Source organism: Tenacibaculum geojense, assembly GCF_042676005.1.
In the GTDB taxonomy this organism is placed as follows: Bacteria; Bacteroidota; Bacteroidia; order Flavobacteriales; family Flavobacteriaceae; genus Polaribacter; species Polaribacter geojense.
This window is the reverse complement of the sequence record NZ_JBHTJR010000014.1, coordinates 166,178-191,770: the sequence shown is the minus strand read 5'-3', so window position 1 is coordinate 191,770 and position 25,593 is coordinate 166,178. Positions and strand designations below refer to the sequence as shown.

The 25,593-nt window shown below is 30.2% G+C and carries 18 protein-coding genes; 7 read left to right on the top strand and 11 right to left on the bottom strand.

All coding sequences use genetic code 11. The annotated features are described in order from the left end of the window. Window positions 1-51: 51 nt before the first annotated feature. The 5 genes from ACFQ1U_RS01560 to ACFQ1U_RS01540 all read left to right on the top strand — a co-directional run bounded on the left by ACFQ1U_RS01560 (window position 52) and on the right by ACFQ1U_RS01540 (window position 5,818). Window positions 52-609, top strand: coding sequence for a DUF4251 domain-containing protein (locus ACFQ1U_RS01560; RefSeq protein ID WP_386104600.1), 558 nt, complete (start codon window positions 52-54; stop codon window positions 607-609). A 98-nt stretch (window positions 610-707) separates the two neighbouring features. Continuing rightward, window positions 708-1,817 (top strand): alkene reductase, encoded by a 1,110-nt coding sequence (locus ACFQ1U_RS01555; protein ID WP_386104598.1) that lies wholly within the window; start codon window positions 708-710, stop codon window positions 1,815-1,817. 12 nt (window positions 1,818-1,829) lie between these two features. Next, the gene (locus tag ACFQ1U_RS01550) at window positions 1,830-2,879 is read left to right on the top strand and encodes an NAD(P)-dependent alcohol dehydrogenase (protein ID WP_386104596.1); all 1,050 of its coding nucleotides are present in this window, start codon (window positions 1,830-1,832) and stop codon (window positions 2,877-2,879) included. Between the two features lie 174 nt (window positions 2,880-3,053). Further along, entirely contained in the window at window positions 3,054-3,599 is a 546-nt protein-coding gene (locus ACFQ1U_RS01545; protein ID WP_386104594.1) for a hypothetical protein, read from the top strand. Further along, entirely contained in the window at window positions 3,599-5,818 is a 2,220-nt protein-coding gene (locus ACFQ1U_RS01540; RefSeq protein WP_386104592.1) for a hypothetical protein, read from the top strand. The genes ACFQ1U_RS01545 and ACFQ1U_RS01540 overlap by 1 nt, the downstream gene beginning before the upstream one ends. A 3-nt stretch (window positions 5,819-5,821) precedes the next feature. On the opposite strand, the gene ACFQ1U_RS01535 is transcribed toward ACFQ1U_RS01540, so the two are convergent. The 4 genes from ACFQ1U_RS01535 to ACFQ1U_RS01520 form a co-directional block, all read right to left on the bottom strand. Further along, the gene (locus ACFQ1U_RS01535; RefSeq protein WP_386104590.1) at window positions 5,822-6,721 is read right to left on the bottom strand and encodes an EamA family transporter; all 900 of its coding nucleotides are present in this window, start codon (window positions 6,719-6,721) and stop codon (window positions 5,822-5,824) included. 41 nt (window positions 6,722-6,762) lie between these two features. Next, window positions 6,763-8,700, bottom strand: a complete 1,938-nt coding sequence (locus ACFQ1U_RS01530; RefSeq protein ID WP_386104588.1) for an ATP-binding protein — start codon at window positions 8,698-8,700, stop codon at window positions 6,763-6,765. Window positions 8,701-9,252: 552 nt separating this feature from the next. Further along, on the bottom strand, window positions 9,253-9,939 hold the full coding sequence (locus ACFQ1U_RS01525) for a LytR/AlgR family response regulator transcription factor (protein ID WP_386104585.1): 687 nt from the start codon (window positions 9,937-9,939) through the stop codon (window positions 9,253-9,255). Beyond that, window positions 9,936-10,760 carry a sensor histidine kinase gene (locus ACFQ1U_RS01520; RefSeq protein ID WP_386104583.1) on the bottom strand — a complete coding sequence of 275 codons (825 nt, stop codon included), beginning with the start codon at window positions 10,758-10,760 and terminating at the stop codon, window positions 9,936-9,938. The genes ACFQ1U_RS01525 and ACFQ1U_RS01520 overlap by 4 nt, the downstream gene beginning before the upstream one ends. Window positions 10,761-10,967: 207 nt before the next feature. On the opposite strand from ACFQ1U_RS01520, the gene ACFQ1U_RS01515 reads away from it, so the two are divergent. Together ACFQ1U_RS01515 and ACFQ1U_RS01510 are read left to right on the top strand one after the other, a co-directional pair. Then, a complete protein-coding gene (locus ACFQ1U_RS01515) occupies window positions 10,968-12,140 on the top strand; it encodes a metallophosphoesterase (protein ID WP_386104581.1) in 1,173 nt (390 codons plus the stop codon). Between the two features lie 163 nt (window positions 12,141-12,303). Next, complete coding sequence (locus ACFQ1U_RS01510) at window positions 12,304-12,903, top strand: DUF6642 family protein (protein ID WP_386104579.1); 600 nt, start codon at window positions 12,304-12,306, stop codon at window positions 12,901-12,903. Window positions 12,904-13,193: 290 nt separating this feature from the next. Here ACFQ1U_RS01510 and ACFQ1U_RS01505 read toward each other — a convergent pair whose 3' ends face one another. The 7 genes from ACFQ1U_RS01505 to ACFQ1U_RS01475 all read right to left on the bottom strand — a co-directional run bounded on the left by ACFQ1U_RS01505 (window position 13,194) and on the right by ACFQ1U_RS01475 (window position 25,494). Then, window positions 13,194-14,168: a LacI family DNA-binding transcriptional regulator gene (locus ACFQ1U_RS01505; RefSeq protein ID WP_386104577.1), complete on the bottom strand. Its 975-nt coding sequence runs from the start codon at window positions 14,166-14,168 to the stop codon at window positions 13,194-13,196. Window positions 14,169-14,172: 4 nt separating this feature from the next. Then, entirely contained in the window at window positions 14,173-14,931 is a 759-nt protein-coding gene (locus ACFQ1U_RS01500; protein WP_386104576.1) for a glycoside hydrolase family 16 protein, read from the bottom strand. Further along, a complete protein-coding gene (bglX, locus tag ACFQ1U_RS01495; protein ID WP_386104574.1) occupies window positions 14,928-17,183 on the bottom strand; it encodes a beta-glucosidase BglX in 2,256 nt (751 codons plus the stop codon). Before bglX ends, ACFQ1U_RS01500 begins: the two co-directional genes overlap by 4 nt. 62 nt (window positions 17,184-17,245) lie before the next feature. Continuing rightward, window positions 17,246-18,856 carry a glycoside hydrolase family 16 protein gene (locus ACFQ1U_RS01490; RefSeq protein WP_386104572.1) on the bottom strand — a complete coding sequence of 537 codons (1,611 nt, stop codon included), beginning with the start codon at window positions 18,854-18,856 and terminating at the stop codon, window positions 17,246-17,248. Window positions 18,857-18,864: 8 nt separating this feature from the next. Next, on the bottom strand, window positions 18,865-20,955 hold the full coding sequence (locus ACFQ1U_RS01485; RefSeq protein WP_386104570.1) for a hypothetical protein: 2,091 nt from the start codon (window positions 20,953-20,955) through the stop codon (window positions 18,865-18,867). Between the two features lie 11 nt (window positions 20,956-20,966). Then, the gene (locus tag ACFQ1U_RS01480; protein ID WP_386104568.1) at window positions 20,967-22,442 is read right to left on the bottom strand and encodes a RagB/SusD family nutrient uptake outer membrane protein; all 1,476 of its coding nucleotides are present in this window, start codon (window positions 22,440-22,442) and stop codon (window positions 20,967-20,969) included. Between the two features lie 10 nt (window positions 22,443-22,452). Continuing rightward, window positions 22,453-25,494 carry a SusC/RagA family TonB-linked outer membrane protein gene (locus tag ACFQ1U_RS01475; RefSeq protein WP_386104566.1) on the bottom strand — a complete coding sequence of 1,014 codons (3,042 nt, stop codon included), beginning with the start codon at window positions 25,492-25,494 and terminating at the stop codon, window positions 22,453-22,455. Window positions 25,495-25,593 lie beyond the last annotated feature (99 nt).

Genomic DNA, 25,593 nt, shown 5'->3' with positions numbered 1-25,593 from the left:
TTTTTACAAAACTTAGATTTTTTGTATCTTTAAATTCAAATGGTTAGCGTTATGAAGGTTTTTAATAATTATATAGTTCTTTTGTTTTTTATATTTCTTGCTGGTTGTGCAAGTGTTCCTAAGCAAGTATCACCTGAAAAGTACCAAGAATTTGAAAAACTGGTTTTAAATAAAAATTATACAATTACCTCCAATTGGGCATATCCGATGGCTTCAAACTCGTTAAATCAATTACAAAACACAGGTTTGTTTCCCATAGGAAGTAATGCAAGTACTATTGATGTTTCAGGAACATCTAACTATTTCACCATTAAAAATGATAGCATTTTTGCTGATTTACCTTATTTTGGCGAGCGTCAAATGGGAGGAAATTATAATAGTTCAGATATTGGAATTAATATTGAATCTCCACTTGAAAATGTAATTTCAGAAAAAGATAAAAATGGTAATTACATTATAAAGCTATCTGCAAAAGATAGTAAAAACCATACAGAAAGTTATAGAATTACTGCTAGATTATTTCAAAATAACACAACTTCAATTTTTATTAATAGTTCTCATAGAACTCCGATACAATTTAGAGGTATGATCTCCAAAATTTCTGAATAAAGAAAGTTGATGATTAACTAACGGAAAGTTATCATAGGTCAATTTTTAAACAAGTTTTATGGCGTAAATTTGAAGGTATTAACCATAAAACATTTAAAATGAGCACACAACCTCTTTTACAGGCATATAAATCCAAAAATTTAGAATTACAAAATAGAGTTGTTATGGCTCCTATGACAAGAAGTAGAGCTAATAACGAATTAAAAGTTGCTACAGACGAGCTTCAAGGGCTATACTATGAACAACGTGCTTCTGCAGGTTTAATTATAACAGAAGGTTCACAAGTATCAGAAAGAGCAGTTGGGTATATAAACACGCCAGGAATACATTCGAAAGAACAAGTAGAAGGGTGGAAAAAAGTAACTCAAAGAGTTCATGATAAAGGAGGTAAAATATTTATACAATTATGGCATGTAGGTAGAATGTCACATCCTGATTTTCATAACGGAGAGTTGCCTTTAGCACCATCCGCAATAAATCCTAACGGTAAATCATATACACCAGAAGGTTTTAAAGAAACGGTTACCCCAAAGGCAATGACTGTTGAAGATATTAAACAAACCATAGAAGATTTTAAAAATGCAGCTATAAATGCCATTGAAGCTGGTTTTGATGGCGTTGAAATTCATTCTTCAAACGGATATTTATTTCATCAGTTTTTTAGCAGAACTTCTAATGTAAGAACAGATAATTACGGAGGAAGTATAGAAAATAGAGCAAGATTTTTCTTTGAAGTATTAGATGCTATGAAATCAGTTATTCCAGAAGAAAAAATAGGAGCTCGTTTTAATCCCTCATTACACGGAATTTTTGGTATGGAAATGGACGAAGAAACAATTCCTACTTTTGAATACATAATTAAAAAACTTAATGATTACAACCTTGCGTATGTTCATTTATCAGAACCTTTTAATGATGTATCTAAAGTTCCACATGCGGTTACAGAAATAGCTAAACATTTCAGACCTTTATATAACGGAACATTAATGATAAATGCAGGATTTACTCAAGAAAGTGGTAATAAAGTTTTAGAAGAAGGAAATGCAGATTTAGTGGCTTATGGTAAGCCTTATATATCTAATCCTGATTTAGTTGAGAGATTTGAACATAATTTAGAACTTGCAGCTTATGATCAAGATACGTTCTATACAACAGGTAAAAAAGGATTTACAGATTATCCAAAAGCAACGTTACAAACTAACCAATAAATCAAATTAACAATGAATACAGTAAAAGCATATGGAGCATTTGCTCCTGAAAAGGATTTAGAACCTTTAGATATAGAAAGAAGAACTATTTCAGAAAATGATGTAAAAATTGATATTTTGTACTGTGGCGTTTGTCATAGTGACATTCATGCAGCGAGAAATGATTGGGGTAATGCTAAATATCCAATTGTTCCTGGACACGAAATTGTGGGTAGAGTAGTGGCTGTTGGTGATAAAGTAACAAAATATTCCCAAGGTGATTTAGTGGGCGTAGGTTGTATGGTAGATTCATGTCAGGAATGTAGCGCATGTCATGATGATTTAGAGCAGTTTTGTGAACAAGGTATGGTAGGAACCTACAATGGAAAAAATAAACATACAGGTAAACAAACTTTTGGAGGTTACTCAACCAGTATTGTGGTAAAAGAAGATTTTGTGTTAAAAGTTCCAGAAAACCTTGACACTAAGGCTGTAGCTCCTTTGTTATGTGCGGGTATTACATCTTTTTCACCTTTAAATCACTGGAAAATAAAAAAAGGAGATAAAGTAGGAGTAATTGGTTTAGGTGGTTTAGGTCATATGGGAATTAAATTTGCTCATGCTATGGGAGCTGAAACAATTATGATTACTACATCACCTGATAAAGCCACCGATGCTAAAAGATTAGGGGCAGATGCTGTTTTAATTTCTAAAGATGAACAGCAAATGGCAGCACATAAAGGTTCGTTTGATTTTCTTTTAAACACAGTGCCTGTTAAACATGATATCAATCCATATGTTCAATTATTAAAAAGAGATTCAACAATGGTTATGGTTGGAGCTATTGAGCCTTTAGAACCGTTACACGGAGGTAACATTATAATGGGCAGAAAAAGGATAGCAGGTTCACTAATTGGTGGTATAAAAGAAACACAAGAAATGTTAGATTTTTGTGGAAAACATAATATTACTTCAGATATTGAAATGATTGATATGAATCAAATTAACACGGCATTTGACAGAGTAACTAAAAATGATGTTAAATATCGATTTGTTATAGATATGGAAAGCTTAAAAAACTAAGATATAAATTTTAAAAGCGACTGTATAAGTCGCTTTTTTTTAAGAAAATTTCTTTGTCAATATTTTAGTTTTTCTTAAAATTATTCTTTCTTAACTAGACTTAGTATTTTTAGTTTCATTATTAATTTTTAGATAAAATTTATAGTAGATTTGAGGCAAGAGTCTACCAATTATATGAAAACTGAAAAAATAATCCTTTTTCTTAAAGAATTTCTTTTTAGAAAAAAATCATTAAACTATTTATTGTGGTTGTTGTTAGTAGCGCTAATTGCTGAAATAAAAGCAATTGGAAGTTATGAGGCTATTGATGCTTTTTTAAATCAAATAGCAGCTGATACCGAAAATAATTCATTTATTAATTATGTGATTTTAATTGCTAGAATACTATTTGATGAAGGTAGCTTTTTAGTGTTGTGTATTTTAATAGTTTTATTTTTAGTGGTTTGTTATTTAAAACTCAAAGAGCTTAAACACGTAAATGAGTTAAAAACTAATAAAAAAGAAGTGTTATTAGTTAAAACAAGAGATAGAGTAGTTAAAGCATCTGAAATTCCAACTTCAGAATATGTTCAATTACTTGAGCTTATTACTGACAAAGATTTAAAAAAGACTTTAACAGCCTATTACAATTTTAAAAGAGAGCGTGGAAACATACATCAGCTAGAAAAATTGATTAAAGAAAAAAAAATAATAGAAAAACTAAATAGTAATATTAACTAATGAGCTACCATAACCTAAATAATCCGTATGATTTTGCCAATCCTGTTACAGAGCAAAAGTTATTTGCTGGTAGGTCTACCCAATTGCGTGAAATACGTTATTACTTAAATCACGGAATTAAAACTAACAAACCAATTAATTTATCGTTAATAGGAGATAGGGCAGCAGGTAAAACTAGTTTGCTTAATATGATAGAAATTGAAGCGGAAAAATTAGGTTTTTTAACAGTTAGAATAGATTTAGATGAGGGCGATAAAGAATCTCAATTACAGTTTTTTTATAAAATTTTTGACTCTATTTTTAATTCTGCGATTAATCAAGATTATTTTGGAGGCGTTTCTGGAGCTATTTTTGATGAATATTTAAATCAAACTTCTGCCTATACTGTTGCTAAAGACATTGCTTTGCGTCCGTTTTTGTTTCCTGTTCAATTTGCTAAAGCAATGGATGCCGGAAGAACTGATGTAATTACTTCTGAAAACAATTTTAAAAGAGATTTAGAAACGATTAATAAAGAAGTTAATAAATCAATTATTTTATTGTTTGATGAATGCAATGTACTGTCTGAAAGTAGAGTATTGTTAGAAAAAATTAGGAATATTTTTATGAATAAAACCAATTATATGTTGGTTTTTACAGGTACAAAAGAGCTTTTTCCTGTTATTGATGATATTTTTTCTCCTATTATAAGACAGTTTAAAAAAATAACGGTTGATGAATATAAAGATATAGAAGAAACAGAAATTTGTGTAAACAAACCGTTGTTGGATATTGGTATTGAACCTAGTGATATTTTTGACAATGCTACGTATAAAGAATTACACAACATATCTGAAGGAAAACCCTATGAAATTCAGTTGATATGCCATAATATGTTTAAAAAAATTCAAGAAGGTATTGTGGACAGCATGACTTTAAATCATTCTGTATTGGAAGATGTTCGTTTAGAGCTAGAAACTTCTCAAGATTTAGCAAAAAGACCAAAACTGTATGAGATTAAAAGTTTAAATAAAAGAGATTTACAAAATCTTAATTATTTATCAAAATCATTAAAACGTTCAAATAGTACTCAAATTGTTAATCTTGAATATTTGGTGTATGGAAACGAAAGAGTAGAAAGAGAAGATTTACAATTATCTTTACATAAATTTTTACAAAGAGGAATTTTAATAGATAATAAAGAAGGTAATTTAGATTTTTTTGGTGATGATTTTGATAAATTATACACCAAGTATTTTGCCAGAGAAACAGGTGTTCAATTTGAATTTAATTATTACAACTTAATACCAAATTATTATAGGGCAATTAAAGATGTTTGTAGTGCTACGAATAGTTTTTTAAGTTTTAGCCGTAATAATAATGCAGTGCATGAAACTATTGATTATCTATCAGGAAAAACAACTAGTATAACTCCAGATTTTAATACAATTTCTACGCTATATGCAAAGTTTTTTGCATTTAATAAACAAGAGATTCATCATTTAGAATTATCATTTAACCTAGATGGCTCAGATTTTTATATTCATTTATTTTTTGAAGATGATGAGCAGCTTTTAAAAGCGCAACAGTTTCAAGAATCATTTGTACAACGAATAACTGAAACAGACACTAATATAGCGTTGTTGAATAGTAGTTTAAATACGATTAATTTTACCACAAAAGAAGTTTTAGTTTCTAAGTTAAAAGCGTTAAAGTCTAATAATTTAATTAAAGAAGCGGTTAAATTTCATGGTATTCGTTTCCCAATAGAACATTTGGTAGAAAATGATAATGCACATCAAGATAATGTTTTGGCACACTGTGAAGCTATTTGGGAACTTGATTTTAATCAAACACAAAATTTTTGTGCTTTAGATCACTACAATGTAGTGAATTTAGGATATATTTTTATGATAAACATGAGAATTGAGGAGGCAAAAATGTGTTTTGCTCATGTATTGTCAAGTGTTGAATATAATAGTTTTCATATAAGTTTAAATCAATTTAACAGTGCTGTTTTAGAGATTATGGAAGGTAATTTTGATAATATTCAAAAAAATATGGATGCCGTTATTTTTTATGCAAAAGAGTATGAAGAAAACACGAAAACTGTAGATTCTACAGTGTGTTCTTGCTTATTTGTGCCTATTAAATCAGCAGATAATTCTATTATTTTTAAAGAAATAGAAAATCCAGAACTTATTGAAACTGCAAAAGCAGTAAAAAAAAGTTTTAATTAGTTTTTAAGAGTAAAGAATTAGAAAAACACCAATTAAAATACCTGCTAACGGAACTAATTTTTTACGTTTGTTTTGTTCTTTAAAAATAATTCCTCCCAATACTACAGCAATAATAATTTGGCTTCTTTTGATAGCAGAAAGGAGCATTATTAATGCTTCTGGATCTTGTAAAGCTTTAAAATAAAAATAATCTGCCGCCTGAAGTAATACACCTACAGCAATTATTGACCATCTAAATTTAAAAGCTTTTCGCTTTTCAGGAAAAGGAAACCAAGTTATACTTAAAATAACTAGTAAAATAAGTATGGTATAAAAGCAAAACCAAAATTGTAATGTTTGTGGATTTAGTTGTACGTGCTGAATTAAAAATTTGTCATATAAACCACTACTTGCGCCCAAAAACGTGGCCCCGATAATGGCAAAAATCCATTTATTTCTTTTAAAATTAATTCCCTCTTTTTTACCAATTTTAGAATATAAAATCACTGAAAAAATAATCAAGAAAAAACCAATCCATTGATAAAAGTTAGGTTGTTCTTTGTAAATAACTATTGCTCCAATAAAAGTAAAAAATGGTCCTGCAGATCTTATTGGCGTTACAATTGTTATAGGTAAATGTTTTAAAGCTTGGTAAGCAAGTACCCAAGAACTTGCCATTATGGCTGATTTTACAAAAATGTATGCATGAGTTTTATATGAGATATCTTGAAAATAATATCCGTTATTTAATGCGTAATCTGGATAAACTTTAGCCAAAAGATAAAAACTAGCAATAAAAATAAAACCACTAGAAACAGTACCCAAAAGTACAGGAAACACTTCGTTCCCTTGTACTGCATGTTTTTTACATAAATTGTGTAATCCTAAAAATAACGCCGCTAAAAGTCCTAAATACATCCACATGGCGCGAAAATAGTTTATTAATTAAATAAATGATGAAAAAATTAGTTTTTAGGAGTGGTAATTTTCCAAGTAAACTTAATTTCAGTTCCTTCTCCTTTTTTAGAATCTACCGTGATAAAGCCATCATTTTCAGAAATAATTTTTTTAACAATTGCGAGGCCAATTCCTGTACTATTATCATTTTCCGATTGATTTATTTGACTGAACATATCAAATATTTTATCATGATATTTAGGATCAATACCTTCTCCGTTATCTTTAACAGAAAATAAGTAATCGTTAGAGTTTTTAACAGCCGAAATAGCAATGACTACCTTTTTTTTATCATTGTATTTAATGGAATTGCTTATTAAGTTAAGAAACACATGTTCTAATTCTAATTGATTTGCAAAAATTTGCAAATCGTTTTCAGGTAATGATATTTGGTGTTTATTTTCTTGATTAATAATATCTACAATACCATTCAAAACATCATTTAAGCTAAATAATTCTTTAGTTTTATTCCCTTTAGCAATTTTAGAATATTGTAATAATCCATTAATTAAAGCATCCATTTTATTAACTCGCTCTTTTAAAAGATTAAAATGATAAGCTACATTTTTAGTAAGGTTATCATTTAAATCTTCTTCAAGAAACGAAACTAATGTGTGAATAGCCACTAATGGTGTTTTTAGATCATGTGATACTATATGATTAAAGTTGTCTAACTCAGCATTATAATTTTGAAGTTGTTTTACATTTTCTTTTAGTTCAAAGTTTACTAAAGAAAGTTCGTTTGACTTTTTAATAATTTCAGCCCTTTGCTCTAATGCAAACTCTTTAGCAATTTCTAAAGCTTTAAATGAACTTGAAAATCGTGTCATTAATAGCATGGCTAATAATAAAAACACTAAAATATATCCGAAATTAACGAAAATAATAGCATCTCCATTTTTACCTAAATAAAAGAATATGTGCACATAAAATATAAATGAACCTAAAAGCATACTTAATAAAAGTAAAATAGATTCATATTGCCTTCCAATTATAGCTCTAACTATAACAAAGGTTACATATAACAAGTTAAAAACCATTAAAATTAAAAATGGAGGGATACATTTAGTAAAATATGGAGCAGGAAGAACAATTACAAGTGTTGTTAAAATTATAAAACATGTTAGTAAAAGCAGCGAATAATATCTATTAACGAAGGTTTTAAATATTTCATTAAAAAATAAACTTGCTGACGTACTTGCTAAGAATAGAGTAACATATTCAATTTTTGTTAAGAAAATCCAACTTATATCACTATATAATTTAGCTAACGGAGCATAACGATCACTTAATGCCATATAAGCTAGAAAAATACATAAGATAGCAAAGTAAATTACAGCTTTATCTTTATTCCAATAAAAAACATAAAAAAGTAAGAAAAAGAAACCTATAAAACCTAGACAACTGATAAATATGGTATCAGCAATTATTCTTTCTGCTCTTAAATATTGTAGTCTTTCTGTAGGTGCCAAAATAACTGGCTGATCGATACCTCCTTTACTATGGTAAAAATTAGAAACTTGAATTACTACTGAAAAATCTGTATCCTCTGATTTTAAGGGGATAATTAAAGAATTTCGTCTGTGAAGTGTTTCTTTTTTTGAACGTCCAACTTTTCCTATTTCTTTAATTAATTCACCATTTATCCAAATTTTTGAGGCTGCAAATACTCTGGATATATATAACGACATCGCAGGTTTAATTTTGGGCAAGCTAAAAGTTGTACTATACGTAGCGAAACCAAAAGAAGTAGGGTGTCCTTTATTAGTAAGTTTATAATGAGTCCAAGAACCTAAATCTACCTTAGTAGTAGGCAACGAATCATGAATTTCTGAAGGTTTTAATAGCTGTTTCCAGTAGAAGTTCCAGTTTTTCGTAACCTTTATCTCAGTTTTAGGTTTAATTTGATATTTACTGTAATCATTACCACCTTGATTACCATACATAAGATTTGACAGTAAAAAGGAATTAAATAACAGTATAAACTTAAAAATAAGAACACAATTAAGGTTTGAACCCACTATGTACTCGTAATGTTTTTGTATTTTCATTTCGAAACCAAAATACTTAAATTAAATGATTTTAAAAAAATGATCAATCTAGTATCATTTTTGTGTAATAATATATTTAGGATGAGTATTATTAGTGAGCGTTCATCAATTCAAGCTTCTTGTTACAATACAAAGTATTATAGTTTGTAAAAATAATTATAACAAAATAATTTAAAGCGTTATTTCTACGAATAATAAAATAATTGTGTTTATTTTACACATATGAAAGATAAAATGATTAGATTAACTGTAGATGCTGTAATTTTTTAAAATAATCTAGGGTCGTTGAAAACTCTACTAACAAAACTAATTATACTACTTTAACGTTGTATTGTTCAATTGGATAGCGATCTGATAGGAGATTTGAAAAAGCCACTTCTTTTGATTTAAAAATAATAGCCAATTTTATTAATAACTTAAAGTTAAATAAAGTTAATTTTTTTCAATCTACTTCAAAAACTGTTTAAAATTATGTTTGTAAACATTTCCAATCGGTAGCGTATAACCTTGAATTACTACTCGGTTTCCTTCAATTTCTTGTATATGCTTTTTGGCAACGATAAATGATTTATGAATTTGAATAAAATTATTTTCTGGAAGTAAATTATTAATGTCAGAAATTTTTCCTCTTACTTGAATTTCATTATTAGTACTTACTACTTTTACATAATTTCTTTCAGCTTCAATAAATAAAATTGTTTCAATTTTAACTTGAATATGTTTTTTATTGGTTTTTAAAAACAAACTTTCCTCTTCTAATGTCTGTACAGTATCTAATGTATTTTTATTAGTATTAACTTTATTTATAGCCTTTAAAAAGCGCTCAAAGCTAAAAGGCTTTAATAAGTAATCTAAAATATTAAGTTCGTAGCCCTCTAAAGCATACTCTTGATATGCAGTAGTGACTATAACATTTGGTGGGTTTTGTACAGTTCTTAAAAACTCAAAACCTTTAAGCTTAGGCATATTTAAGTCAAGAAAAATTAAATCTACACTATTGTTTTGTATATATTCAATAGCTTCAATGGCATCATAACAACTTTTAACCAATACTAAATTTGGGAGGTTATCACAATAGCCTTTAATAATATCATGCGCTATGTGTTCATCATCAACAATTATATATTTGATCATAGTTGAAGTATTAATTTTGCAGAATATACGTTTCCTTTTTTTGCATGCAAAAGTTGATGTTTTTTAGGATATACTAATTGTAACCGTTGTTTTAAATTTTTTAACCCTATTCCTGTGTTTGTAATTTCATCAACATCAAAATTATTTTCAATTGTAAAAGTTACCCTATCTTGTTTTGAAGCTAACGAAATATGTACAAAAGGATTATCTCTTAAAACCTCTACACCGTGTTTAAAAGCGTTTTCTACTAAAATAATATACATTAGAGGCATTATTTTTAATTCTTCATTTTCAATATCAATATTAAAGCTAGTTGTAACGTTTTTATGATACCTCATTTTATGTAATTCTAAGTAATTCTGTATAAAGTTTACTTCCTGTTTAAGTGTAACAGATGATTTTTGCCCTTCATAAATACTATACCGCATCAGGGTAGATAGTTTTAGGATAAGTTCTTTTGCTTTGTTGGTATCTTTATCTATTAAACCATAAAGATTGTTTAAAATATTGAAAAAGAAGTGAGGATTTACTTGAGATTGTAGGTGGATTAGTTCGGTTTTAGCTTTTTCATTTTTTAAATTGATTATAAACTTTATGTTTTTAATAATCCAATAAACAAATAAAGTTACTAAACAACAAATAATAAAAATATAATAAGTTAAAAGTGTATATCCAATAATAGGATGTAAGTCTAGCGTAACGGTAACAGAACTTTTATGGGTACTTAAAACCTTATATGTTATAAAAAGTAACGGAATTAGTATTGTAACGCCAGTAACAACAATTAAAAGGTTTTTATACTTTCTTAAAAAATGTATCATAGCAGCAAAATACTTAAAATACTTTTATGTAATCAAATAAGAGGTATCAACATCAAATTTAGCGTTACAAACATTGTTAAAAATGGTATAAAATACGTTTGTATTACTGTTTTATGATTTATGAAATACTATTTACAGCGTTTATCCTAATTAGTTTTTTAACAGCTTTATTTCTGTGAAGTTTGTTGAAATTCAAAATTATATCTAATGAAAAAAAGAATTATTCGCTATTTTAAACACATTTTATTAACCCTAGTTTTTTTATTGTTTGCAGGAAGTTTACTATTAATATATTTAAACGGAACTTTTAATTACGGACAAAGTCCGCTTACTTATGAGTTGAATAAAGAAGGACCGTATGTGTTTTATAAAAATGATAGTATTTTAGAGGTAAACTATTTAAAAGGTAACAAATTAGATGGATTTGATGTAGATAAATACTCAAAAAACATCTACACAAACCCAACGCTTTCATGTTATTTTTCTCTAGATAGTTCAAGTTTCAGCTTTAAAATTACTCCTAATCCAGCTATTCCGGCATCTATTTATAATGATGAAAATAAGATTTTAGCTATTTCAGATATTGAAAGTGGTTATAAAACTTTTCGTGATTTTTTAATTAAAAATAAGGTTATCAATAACCAATTATCTTGGACATTTGGAAAAAATCATTTGGTTTTATTGGGTGATTTTGTAGATCGTGGACACTCTACCACTCAAGTATTATGGTTTATTTATAAACTTGAGCAAGAAGCTAAAAAATATGGCGGATTTGTACACTTTATAATAGGAAATCATGAATTGTATAACATGCAAGGTCAATTTAAATCTAGTAAAAAGAAATATTATGCCATAGCTTCTATACTTGAAGAGCAACAACAAACATTATACAGCAAAAAATCGGTGTTAGGAAAGTGGTTATCAAGTAAAAATTCTATTGAAAATATAAATGGTGTTTTATTTACTCATGGTGGGCTTCATCCAGACATAACCACTTATGATGTTTCATTATCACAAATTAACGCAATTAGTAGAGCTAATTATTATAAACCTTATTTTCCTAAGCCGCAAAAAGATGTAACACAGTTTGTACTCTCTAACAAAACAGGAGTATGCTGGTATAGAGGTTATTTTAAAGATGATTTACAAGATGATGCAATAGCTAACAGCATATCAAAATTTAACGCAAACGCTATTGTGGTAGGACATACTTTACAAAGTAAAGTTAAAAAACTATATAACGGAAAAGTATATGCCATAGATGTACCGCATCCAAAAGATTATGTAGATGCGTGGCCCAATTACAAATCAGAAGGATTGTTAATTGATACAAACAATTTTTACAGAGTATTAGCTACTGGAAAGCAAATTAAATTATAAAAACTAACAAATTTTTATTACCTAAAAGAGTCATATTTATGGCTCTTTTTGTTTTTTATGTATTATAATTTAGTATAAATTTAAATAGGAGAGAAGCTATATAAATGTAAAAGATGTAAGCTAATAGTTTATTTTTGCACATGTATTTACTAAATATTTCAATTTGTTAGATCGTACCACACAGTTACCCCAAAGTCAATTTACAGAAACAGATTATTTTATATTTTGTTTAGAAGGAGTTTCAGATGTTGAAATATCTAAAACCACAGAAACGCAATTAAAGCTAGAAGAGCTAACCATGCAGTATGGTATTGCAAGTATTTACAAAACTTGTGATACTATTGAAGGATTAGAAACTAGTTTAAATACTTTGGTGTTAGATGACCATTACTTTAAAAACTATGAAATTATTTATTTGGTAATAACTGGAGAAGCCAACAGTATATGTTTAAACAATTATTACTATAGTTTACAGGAAGTTGCCGAGATATTTGAAGGAAGTTTAAAAGATAAAATTTTACATTTCTCTAATGCTAAAGTGCTTGATTTAGATGAAGAAGAAGCACAATATTTTTTAGATATTACAGGAGCCAAAGCTATTTCTGGTTACGGTAACGAATTTAACGGTATTTCTAGTGCAAACTTAGATAAAGTGTTTTTTAATCTCTTTAATCAAGATGATAATATGTTTGATGTTGTAGAAAAACTCTACCAAAAGCACTATAAATTATGCACACTTCTTGATTTTAGATTGTATTATTAGTAATGAAATCTTTAAAAGTACTAATGGTTTAATTTCTATTTTACATAATATTAAATTTTCATAAAATCTAAAAAAATAAAATCTTTAAAGATCCAAATGCTAAAGATTCTTTAAAAATTCTGAACATTATTGGATATTATACATAATATAGATTTATAGTAACTAATTAACTTAATGTTTCTTTAAATACACAGTATTCATTTTACTGTTATATTTTTTGTACTATAATTAATATTATGTTAAATAGAATATTTAAAACTATACTCTAGTATTAAAATATAATAATAAATTTATGTTTCATAAATTTCTAATGTACTGTTAATTGTTTGTGTGGTAACTTCACTATCATACTTTTTGAAACGTCTTAATAATAGTTTTACAGCGGCTATACCAATATTTTGAGGATGTTGGTTAATAGTCGATAACTTAGGATACGAATATTCAGATAAAATACCCTGACTAAAACTAATAATAGAAATATCATCAGGTATGGAAAATGATAATTTTCGTGCTAAATTCAATGAAATAACTCCAGATAATTCATCTAGAGCAAAAATAGCATCTACTGTTTTAGTTAGTAATATTTTGTGTAGTTGATTTTCAAGCTCTTTTTCGTCAGTTTCTTCAATTAAAATATGAGGCTCATCCGTTTGTTTTACACCTAGTTTACGTTGTTTTCCAATCCATAAATTTTCGAGCATACTAACTACCAAAATGTTCTTTTTTCCTTGATTTTTAAGGTAATTTATAGCATTTTTAGCGGCAACTAAATCATCTATAATAACTTTATCTGCGTTCAACTCTTCAAAATACCTATCAAAAAATACAACTGGTATGTTTTTTTTCTGAATATCTCTAATATGCTGCATCTCTCCTAGCATTTCTGTTTCTTCTGAGGGAGCCATTAAAACTCCATCTACACAACCGTTAGAAAAGAATTTAATTCCCTCTTTTTCGCCATGTATTTTTTCATTAGAAATAGAAACAATGGTCTGATATCCATGTTTTTTAGCTTCAGATTCTATACCGTATAAAATCTTTGTGTAGAAATGATTAAAAATATTTGGTATAATTACCCCTAAAGTATTTGTTTTTTTTCTACGTAAATTAATTGCACTATTGTTGGGCGTATAATTTTTTTCTTTAGCTAGTTTTAATATCTTTTCTTTAGTTTCTTTACTAATTTCATGACTGTCACTCAATGCTTTTGAAACGGTAGAAATTGATACTTGAAGCTCTTTAGCAAGATCTTTTAGGGTAACCATATACTTAGTTTTTATATACTTTTATATAATCAATCACAAATTCGGTAGGAAAAATAGTGTTATCTACCTCTGGTCCACCAAAATTGCCTCCAATGGCTAAGTTAAGAATTAAATAGAAAGGTTTATTATATGGCCATGTTTTATCATTCTTTACTGCTGGATTATAGGTGTATAAATGTTGATCATCAATATAAAAAGCTATTTCATTTTCTGTCCAAATACATTTATAAACATGAAAATCTTCTTCTAAATTTTTAATAGCTGTTTTTTTTGTATTGATAGTATTTCCATGGCTGCTTGGTGTATGCATTGAAGTAAATAGAACTCCTGGTTCTTTACCTACATATTCCATCATATCAATTTCACCACAAGCTGGCCAACCAACTTGGTTGATATTGTTACCTAAAAGCCAAATAGCAGGCCACAACCCCTTCCCTTTTGGTAATTTAGCTCTTACTTCTATTGTTCCGTATGTAAATGTTATTTTATCTTTGGTATGAATTTTTCCAGAAGTATAAATACTGTCTTTTTGTGCGGTAATAACTAAATTACCGTTACTAACACGAACGTTTTGTTGTTTGTAAAACTGTAATTCATTATTACCCCAACCACATATTTGAGGACAACCGTCTCCTATGTCATAATTCCAGTTAGTAGTATTTAGTTTTGTTGATGAAAAGTGTTCTTCAAAAATGATATTTGATTTTTTCGAAGAACAACTTAACATTCCAATTACACATAGTGTATAGATTATTTTTCTCATGGTAAACTAAATTCAGTATTCATTGTATTTTTAGAGTCGCCACCTACAAATACTTTAAATAAGCCTGATTCTACTTTAAAAACACCGTTATTATCATAAAAACCTAAAGCTTTATCTGTTAATGTAAAAGTAATTGTTTTAGTTTCATTTGGCTTTAAGCTAACCATTTCAAAAGCTTTTAATTCTTTTACTGGTCTTGTTACCGAAGCTACAACATCTTGTAAATACAATTGTACGACTTCTTTTCCAGCTACTTTACCTGTGTTTGTAACTGAAACACTTACAGATACCTTATTGTTTGCTACACTATTTATTTTCAGATTACTATAGGAAAAAGTGGTATAGCTTAATCCATATCCAAATGGATATAGTGGTTCATTGTCAATATCTTGATAATGTGCCCAAAATACTTCTTTTTTTGGTCCTGGTCTTCCTGTATTTTTATAATTATAATACAAAGGTACTTGTCCTACATGTTTAGGAAACGTCATAGGTAGTTTTCCAGATGGATTATAGTCTCCATATAATACCTGAGCAACTGCATTACCTGTTTGAGATCCTAATTGCCATGCTTCTACTATTGCTGGAATATTTTCTTGTGCCCAATTTATAGCGAGTGGTCTTCCGTTATTTAAAACCAAAACAACATTTTTATTTGCTTGATAAACCGTTTCTAATAATTTCTGTTGAACACCAGGTAAATCTAAAGAAGTTCTACTTCTCCCCTCACCGCTTTGATATCCAACTTCACCCAATACCATTAACACAACATCTGCATTTTTTGCAGCGGTAGCTGCTTCTGAAAAACCACTTGTGTCTGAAGTGTTGATATTAACTTCAAAAATAAAGTTAGTATCACCATTATACACATCAGCGCCTTTGGTATAGGTTAATGAGTTACCTTTGTATTGCTGCATTCCTTCTAAAACAGATACTGCTGAATTATCTTTTGCAGCTATTCTCCAGCTACCCAACGGACTATTTTTGTCTGCTGCTAAAGCACCAATTAAGGCTATTTTTTGGCCATTTTTAGCTAATGGCAACATATTTCCTTCATTTTTCAGTAAAACAATAGATTTTTTAGCCATATCTAAGGCTGCATCTTGAATTTCTTTACTTCCAAGAATTTCTTTCTCTCTGGTTTCATCGCAATATAAATAAGGATTATCAAAAAGGCCTAATTCAAATTTCACTCTTAAAATACGTTTTACAGCATCATTAATATCCGTTTCTAAAACCTTTCCTTCTTGAACCAAGTCATACAAATGATTTACATAGGCATAAGATTCCATATCCATATCAGAACCAGCATTTACGGCTATTTCTGCAGCATTTTGGATATTTGCTGCATACCCATGATACGTCATTTCCATAATAGATCCCCAATCTGAAACAACAAATCCGTTGAAATTCCATTCAGATTTTAATACTTTTCGTTGTAAATAGGTATTTCCAGTGGCTGGAATTCCGTTTAATTCATTAAAAGCATTCATAAATGTTTTAACATCAGACTCAATTGCAGCTTTAAATGGTGGAAATATAATATTTTGTAAGGTGGAAGTTCCAACATCTACGGTATTGTAATCTTTACCAGCTTCTGCAAAACCATACCCAGCAAAATGTTTAGCACAAGCAGCAATGGTTAAGGGGTTTGATAAATCTTCTCCTTGAAAACCTTCTACTCTAGCCTTTGCAATTACACTACCTAAATATGGATCTTCACCTGCACCTTCCATTACTCTTCCCCAACGTGCATCTCTAGAAATATCTACCATTGGTGCAAACGTCCAATTAATACCAGCTGCAGCAGCCTCTTTTGCAGCCATTTTTGCTGATTTTTTTATAGCATTTAGATCCCAACTAGCAGCTTCTGCAAGCGGAATAGGACTTTGTGTTTCGTATCCATGAATAACATCAAAACCAATGATTAAAGGGATTCCTAATCTTGACTGTTCTACAGCTATTTTCTGAACTTCTTTAACTTCTTTAACACCACGTACGTTAAGCATAGAACCAACCCAACCGTTTTTTAAGTGCTCATATTTTTTTGCAGCATCTCCTTCATTAGGAGCCGGACCAGTTACGTTCCAAAATCCGTTATACTGATTCATTTGTCCTATTTTTTCTTGAAGTGTCATTATAGATAATAAAGAATCTACTTTTTTATCTATTTCATCAACAGATTTTTGTGATGAAGGTGTTTTACATCCATAGAAGATAGCAACTAACAGTAAAATTGTTAATTTTTTCATATAAAATAATGTTAACAACCTGCCTTTGTTACAAGGCAGATTGATATTTATAATTCAAACTATTATTGATAAACTTTGACATAGTCTATCACCATGGAATCTTCTGTAAATCCTGAGTCTATAGTACCGCCAAGTGTTCCTCCCATTGCTACATTGAAGATTAAAAAGAAATCTTGGTTAAATGGTAGGTTGTTATTATTTGCGAATTCATAATACAGTACATCGTCTAAATAAATATTGATGTAGTTTTCTGTCCATTCTATGGTATACAGATGAAAATCGCCACTGTTACTAATACTTGTAGTTAGATTATAACTTGCATTTTGCATATTGGTATCATCATACCAATGTGTTGTTGCAAGAACTGAATTTTTATCATCACCACGTTGTTCCATAATGTCAATTTCTCCACAATATGGCCAGCCTACTGTTGGAAAATTAGCACCTAGCATCCATAGCGCAGGCCATGTACCTGCGCTTTGAGGTAATTGAGCTCTAATTTCTACACGTCCGTATTGGAAATTATACAATCCTTGTGTTTTTAAACGAGCAGAGGTATACTGACTACCTTGATAGTCTTCGCGTTTAGCAGTTATAATTAAATTTCCATTTTCGACTTTTACATTATCTGCTCTATCTGTGTAATATTGAGATTCACCATTGCCCCAACCATTGCTTCCTGTGCCTAAATCATAGGTCCATTTACTACTATCTGGTGTACCATCTACAGAAAAAGTATCTTCCCAAACTAGATTATTATACGTGTAGGATGGACCTTCTTCAGCTTCTGAAGTTATGATAAACCACCAATCAAATTCATTATTACCATCAGTAATTTTTAATAATAATTCATTGGCTACAATTCTATCAAATATTTGATAAGAGTGACTTCCTCCTACATAATAACCTATAAACCCTAAGTTTGTTAAGTTTAAAGTTTCTATACCTCCTGGTGCATTAATAAACCAATTTTCAGTATAATCTTCATATTGAAAGTTTTCAACATCTGCACCATTTACATTACCAGTTATGGGACCTAATTCATTAATTAAACCATCTCTACCAAAAATGGTTCCTCCTGTTTGGTATTCAAAAGTACCATCACTATAAAAAATCATTCGATCATCATACATACCAACTCCAGCTTTTTCTTCTGGACCTGCACTGTACCATTCTGTAGGAATTTGACCACCAACCGGCCCTAAACCGAAATGACCAGCTTTTTCAGATTTAATTCGCCATGTTTTACTATTTGTTCCATGTAATTTTTCTAATAATTCAGCAGGAGGAGCATAATTAGCTAAAACTTCAACACTGGTAACTATAGTTGAACTAACACCAGCGGCACCATAAGCAATTACAGTAATATTATATGTATTTACGCCTTCGGTACTAAAGTATATGGTAAAATCACCATTTACAGAGGGATACTCTATTCCGTCAGCAATTAATTTATAAGAAATTGCATTACTTGCGTTCACTGTAAATTGCACCTCTCCACTTCCATCTCCGTAAGGGTTATCTGTATCTTGACCTATAATAGATGTATTTACAGTTATATTAAAAGGTGTATTAATTTCACCAAACTCATAATTTGTATCTTGACAAGCTGTAAATAAAGCAAGTACAAATAAGATTGATTGTAAGTATATATTGTTAATTTTTTTCATCATTTAGAATTTTATTTTACCAATTTAAATGTCCAAAATACACCAGATCCAGTTCCTGTTTCAATAACTAAAATCATTTCATTGGCTGTTAACGATAACACATTATAAGTAATACTATTTGGAACAGCTACGCTAGGTAATTCTCCTTGATTATTAGCTTTTGGTAAGCCTAAATAGGATCCTGATCCGTTTACAGTTAAAGTACTAGCTCCTTCATCATAAATATAAGTAGCAGCTCCATTTCCATCATGAGGTGCTACTGGTGCTCCACATTGATCACTATTTACTCCTTGCCATCCTTCTAACCAAGTATCAGTTCCCATTATATTTTGAAAACTTCCATTACTTCCAAAAACATACTCATCATCAAAATAACAGGCTCTATCAATAAGCACTTGTTCATCATTAGACCACCAAGACCCATCATTTGGTTGCGGCCCAACTTTAAGTGCTCCTGGCTCATTAGCCATTCTCCATGTACCTTCAACAGGTGATTGATATCTAACCAATTTGAACGTCCAGAATACTCCAGACCCTGTTCCTGTTTCTATTACAAGTTCCATGGTGTTATTATTATTGGATAGTTGAACTCCGTATGTAATGCTATTAGGCACTGGTACGTTAGGTAACTCTCCTTGGTTATTAGCTTTGGGCAAGCCTAAATAAGCACCTTGTCCGTTTAATGTTATGGTATTAGCACCCGCATCATAAATATAGGTAGCTGGATTAGAACCATTATGAGGAGCTACTGGTGTGCCACATTGGTCACTGGTTCCTTGCCATCCCTCTAACCATGTATTATTACCTAATATATTTTGAAAACTACCATTTGTAGCAAATACATATTGATCATCAAAATAACATGCTCTATCAATAACTGTTTGTGCATCATTAGACCACCAAGACCCATCATAAGGTTGTGGTCCTACTTTTAATGCTCCAGGTTCAGAAGCTATTACCCATGTACCTTCAATACCTGAGGCAGGAGCAGGTTCTTTCCAAAAATAAATATTGTCAATAAATACAGAACCAGCACCCCAAGGATCACCAACAAATTTAAGTTGATGAATATCTGTTACTGATAATCCTTGATCTGTAAATGCACTGATAGGAATATCAATACTTGTCCATTCTCCAGCGGTTAAACTAGATGATACAGGTTGTTCTCCACTAGAAACACTAATGAGAGAAGTTTCTAAACTAGCTACATCAGTTGTCCAAACATCTAGGTGAAGGAATTGCATAGTAGAAACATCTTGCGGACTTCCAAATTGAATTCCTTGATAACTCAAGTTGATATATTGAAGCATATTATCACCATTTAAGTTAAACGAAGTCCAACTACTTCCTTGACTTCCTTGTCCCCAATCAGGGAATGTATCAGTACCAGCTACATTGGTATAACTAGCATCTGTATAGATAGAAATAACATCTGTATCTCCTCTTGCAGGAGGAATTGGAGCAGATTGTATTGGTTGTAAAATTTCTGTTACTTCAAAACTTTGAGTTACTTCAGTAGTTGCTATTGCTGCACCTTTAGCAATTACTTTAATATCATAAACTCCTGGATTCGTATAGTTGTAAGATAATTGTTCTCCAATATTAGCTGTAGCAACTGGTTGAGCAACACCATCTTCACCAGAATAAAACTCATACATAGTTGCAAAATCAGCTGTTGCTGTTACATTCACTTGTTTTGATATGGCAGCATCGTTTTCTACTGTAATTACAAGATTTTCAGGAGCTCTAAAAGATACTACTAATGGTTGTGTAGCTTCTGAGGTGTCTCCTTTTATATTAAAAGCAATTATTTTAACCTCATAAGAACCCTCTGCATAGGTATGTGATACACTTTCTCCGTTAGCTACCATAACACTTTCTGGAGTATCATCTCCAAAATAAATTTCGAATTCAGTAGCGCCTTCAGCAGTAGGTGTAATTGTTACTACACCTGAATTATCTTGGGTAATATTATAACTTGCTGCTACATTTGTTGGAGCTTCGATACTATCAAGAAAAGAAAGCTCTCTAACGTCATCGGTACAAGCTAACAGCAATATAATAGCTGTTAACGTGTAATATATTTTATTAAATCTTTTCATTTGTTATACTTTTAATAATTTGGGTTTTGCTCCCAACGATTACCTGTTAACTGGATTTCAATTGAAGGTATTGGGAATAATTCATGTTTTCCTGCTACAAATCCATCAATTTCTTGTGCAGCTCTTCCGGTTCTTACTAAGTCAAAAAATCGATGTCCTTCACCTACTAATTCAACACGCCTTTCACGATAAATATCTTCTGTTAAATTACTTCCAGATGTATTTATATCATGATTTAAGTCTCCAAAAGCACGACGTCTAACTCTGTTTACATAGTCTCTTGCTTTACCATCATCTATTCCACCTCTATTGAACGCTTCTGCTGCCATTAATAAAACATCTGCAAAGCGTATAGCTCTGTAATTATTAGGATTTGTTAAATTTCTATCTCCTGCTGCATCAGCACTACGTTCTCTAGGGATATATTTTCTATTAAAATAACCTGTATGTTCATATCCTGTACCGTAAGTGGCACCAGTTTCTATAGCCCAAGCTTCAATATCTAGTATAGCTACCTCTTTTCTGGAATCTCCATCTTCGAAAGCATCAACAACTTCTTGAACAGGTACGTTAAAACTAAATCCAGAAGTATATTCGGGACCTGTGTAACTTCTAACACCATTAAAACCTACAGCAACATTACCTTCGCTACATTGCAAACATCCAAATCCAGCACCTTCCGTATCTGTGTATTGTATTTCAAATACTGACTCTATGTTATTCTCACCTTCATGTTCAAAAATCATATTATAATCTGAAACCAAATCATACGGGCCGTTCATAATTAAATCATCTAAAACATTTGCTGCTTCTGGAAATTTATTTTGATACAAGTAAGCTTTGCCCAATAATGCTTGAGCCGCCCCTTTTGTTATTCTTCCATTTTCAGTTTGGATGTATGGTAAATTATCAGCAGCGAATTGTAAATCTGCTTCAATTTGAGCGTATACTTCATTACTTGGAGTTCTGTCTAAATTAAATTGTTCCCCAAACAATATTCTTTTGTCAACAGCTAAAGGAACGTCTCCAAACCATTTAACCAATTCAAAATAATAGTAGGCTCTTAAAAATCTAGCTTGTGCTAGTACTTGTTCTTTACCACTAAATTCTGTTTTATCTTTAAATTCTAATATATAATTAGCTCTATTAACACCAGCAAACATCCAGTTCCAAATATCACGTAATTGTTGGTTAACTGGTGTATGCGACATGTCATCAACTTGTTGGATACCTAACACATCAGTTGCGCTTTCACCTCCTGCTAAAGTATTATCAGAAGCAATTTCTCCCATCATAACGTTTAAATAGGTAGATTGTAATAAATCATATGCTCCTAATAAGGCACTTTCATAATCTTCTTCAGAATTAAAGAAATTCTCTGAATTTTCATTTTCAGATGTTACGTTAACAAAATCATCACTACAAGCATAGAAAATTCCTATTACAAGAAGCAATGTTGCTATATATTTTGATTGTATTGTTTTCATATGAGTAGGATTAAAATTTAACATTTACACCAAATAAATAAGTTCTAGGAGTTGGATAAAATCCAAGATCAATTCCATCACCAATTGGATTTCCATTGGAAACATTAGGATCATAACCATTGTATTTGGTAAGTGTAAATAAATTATTAACAGATACGTAAAAACGTAATTTATCTAGTTTAAATTGATCTACTAAACGTTGATCAAGTGTGTAACCAACCTGTGCATTTTGAAGTCTAAAAAACGATCCATCTTCCACATAAAAGTCAGAAAATAAATAATTGTTATTAGCCCCTGTTGTTACGCGAGGAAAAGTATTACTGGTACCTTCACCTCTCCATCTATCTAAATAATATGTTGGTTTATTAGTTCTAGGTAAGTTTCTATCAAAATTTCTAACAATATCATTACCAATTGAAGCAAAACCATACATACTCATGTCAAAGTTTTTGTAGTTAAATGATAGATTAACTCCAAAGGTTACATCCGGAATAGGATCACCTACATACGTTCTATCATCTTCATTTATTACTCCATCTTTATTAATATCTACATATCTTATATCACCAGGATTCGCATTATCTTGGTTGGCATGGTTGTTAACTTCAGTTTGATTTTGAAAAATACCATCTGTTTTGTATCCATGAAAGTATCCAATCGGGAATCCTTTTTGCATTCTTGAAATATCATTTTCACCACCAACACCAAAATTACCTCCAAATAAAAAGTCTCCTTCTCCATTAACTCTTAATACTTCATTTTTTAAAGAAGTTAAATTGAATGATGCTGCATATGAGAAATCTTCTGAAACATTATTTTTATAAGCTAGCGAAAACTCAAATCCCTGATTAACAACTGTTCCTGCATTTACAATAGGAGCTGCTGCACCAGGTCCGCCAACACCTAAAGTTCCTGATACTTGTGGACTTAGTAAAAGATCTTCTGTTTCTTTTCTGAAAAAATCAAACGTAAAATCAACTTTATTAAAAACCTTTAGATCAAAACCTATGTTTAAAGGTTTTTGCTTTTCCCATCTTATTTCTGGGTTTGATAACCTTCCAGGTGTTAACCCTATGTTTACAACTTCATCAAAAACATAAGCTCCTTCCCCATCTAACAAAGATTCATAAGCAAAAGCAGGGATTCTATCGTTACCAACAATACCATAACTAGCTCTGATTTTTAAGAAGTTAACTAAATCATCATTTTTTAAAAAGTTTTCTTCAGAAACTACCCAACCTACAGATGCTGAAGGGAAATAACCAAATTTATTTTTTGGTCCGAATTTAGATGATCCATCGCGTCTAATCATAAAAGATAAAAGGTATTTATCTTCGTAATTATATTGTAGTCTAGTGAAATATGATAATAACCTATCACCATCTACATTTCTAGGAATATTACCTTCTTCATTTACATTTACCACTCGTGTTGCAGATTCAGTATTCGGATTATCAAAGTCTGCAATAGGCATGCCCTCAAAAACCTTGTTATTAATATTTTCTACTTGAGCTTTAGAAACAGATGTTCCTACTAAGGCATTAAATTTATGAACATCATTGATTGTTTTTTCATAAGTTAGAAAAGCATCAAAAATAAAATCTTGGTATCCTACTTTATAATCAACATATGAATTTATAGCTCTATCAAAAACAGTTGAACTTTCTCCATAATTAGCTTCAGGAGCAAATGATCTAGTATTTACTGTTGCATAATTATATTGAAACCTTCCCTCTGCTTTTAAACCAGGCAATACTTCATAATTTAACCTTATGGTTGGTGCAATTTTATGAACGGTTGTTCTATTAAAACTATCATTAATTTGTGCTAACGGATTAATCACTTCACTACCAAAACCAATGACTGGTGTTAATGTATAATTGCCGTTTGTATCTGTTACTGGTAATGTTGGATCAAAATTTAAGGCATTAAAAAGTACTGATCCTAATACATTTTCGGCAAGTCCACTCCTATTTGTCTTTGTGTATATTACTGTTGATGTTAATTTTAATTTATCAATTATATCAGCAGTAATATTTAATTTTGAAGTAAAACGATTAAAATTAGATTTGCTAACACCAACAATACCATCTTGATCTAAATAAGATGCTCCAAAAGATAAAGCAACATTTTCATAACCTTTGTTAATGGTAATATCGCTACTATTAATAAATGCCGTGTTAAATACTTCTTCTTGCCAGTTTGTACCTTGACCCAAACCATTAACTGAACTAAAAGGGAGCGTTTCTCCATTAGCCGCATGTGCCTCATTAATAAGTAAAGCATATTCAGTAGCATTTAATAAAGGAATAGTTCTAGTTGTTTCTTGTAGTCCTGTGTATGAATTGAATGTGAATTTAAAATCTGAATTTTTTCTCCCAGATTTTGTTGTAATTAAAATAACACCATTTGCAGCTTGTACACCATATATACCTGCTGTAGCATCTTTTAAAATATTAATACTTTGAATGTCAGAAGGATTTATAACACTTAAATCTTCAATTCTGTTTCCATCAACTAGAATTAAAGGTCGGTTATCTCCATTTGTAGAGATACCTCTAATTCTAATATTGGAAGCAGCTCCAGGTGCACCAGAAGATGTTGTAATATTTACACCTGCTACTTGACCTTGTAACGCTTGTTCTACTCTTACAGGTTTTAACTCTTCAATGGCTTCGTTTGATACTACACTAACAGCCCCTGTAAGTTCTTTTTTTCGTTGTGTTCCGTAACCTACAACAACAACTTCATTTAAAAGTTGATTGTCTTGTTCTAAAACTACATTTAAAGCGTTTTTTAATCCAACTTTAATTTCTTTAGTTTCCATTCCTACAAATGAAAAAACTAATATACTGGATGGATTTACATTATTTAGTTGAAAACTACCATTAAAATCGGTTTCAGTTCCAACATTTGATCCTTTAACAATCACGGTAACACCTGGTATTGGATCACCGGAAGATTTTTCTGTTACATTACCAGTTACATTTTTGTTTTGAGAAAACAATGTAGTGGTTAGCATTGAAAATATCAGTAATAATATTTTTCTCATGAACCTAGTTTTAATTATTTCTTAAATTTACCTCAAATTGTTATGGATTTCTTAAAAAAATCCACTACAAAAAATATACATCGTAATTTTAGTAAGCGA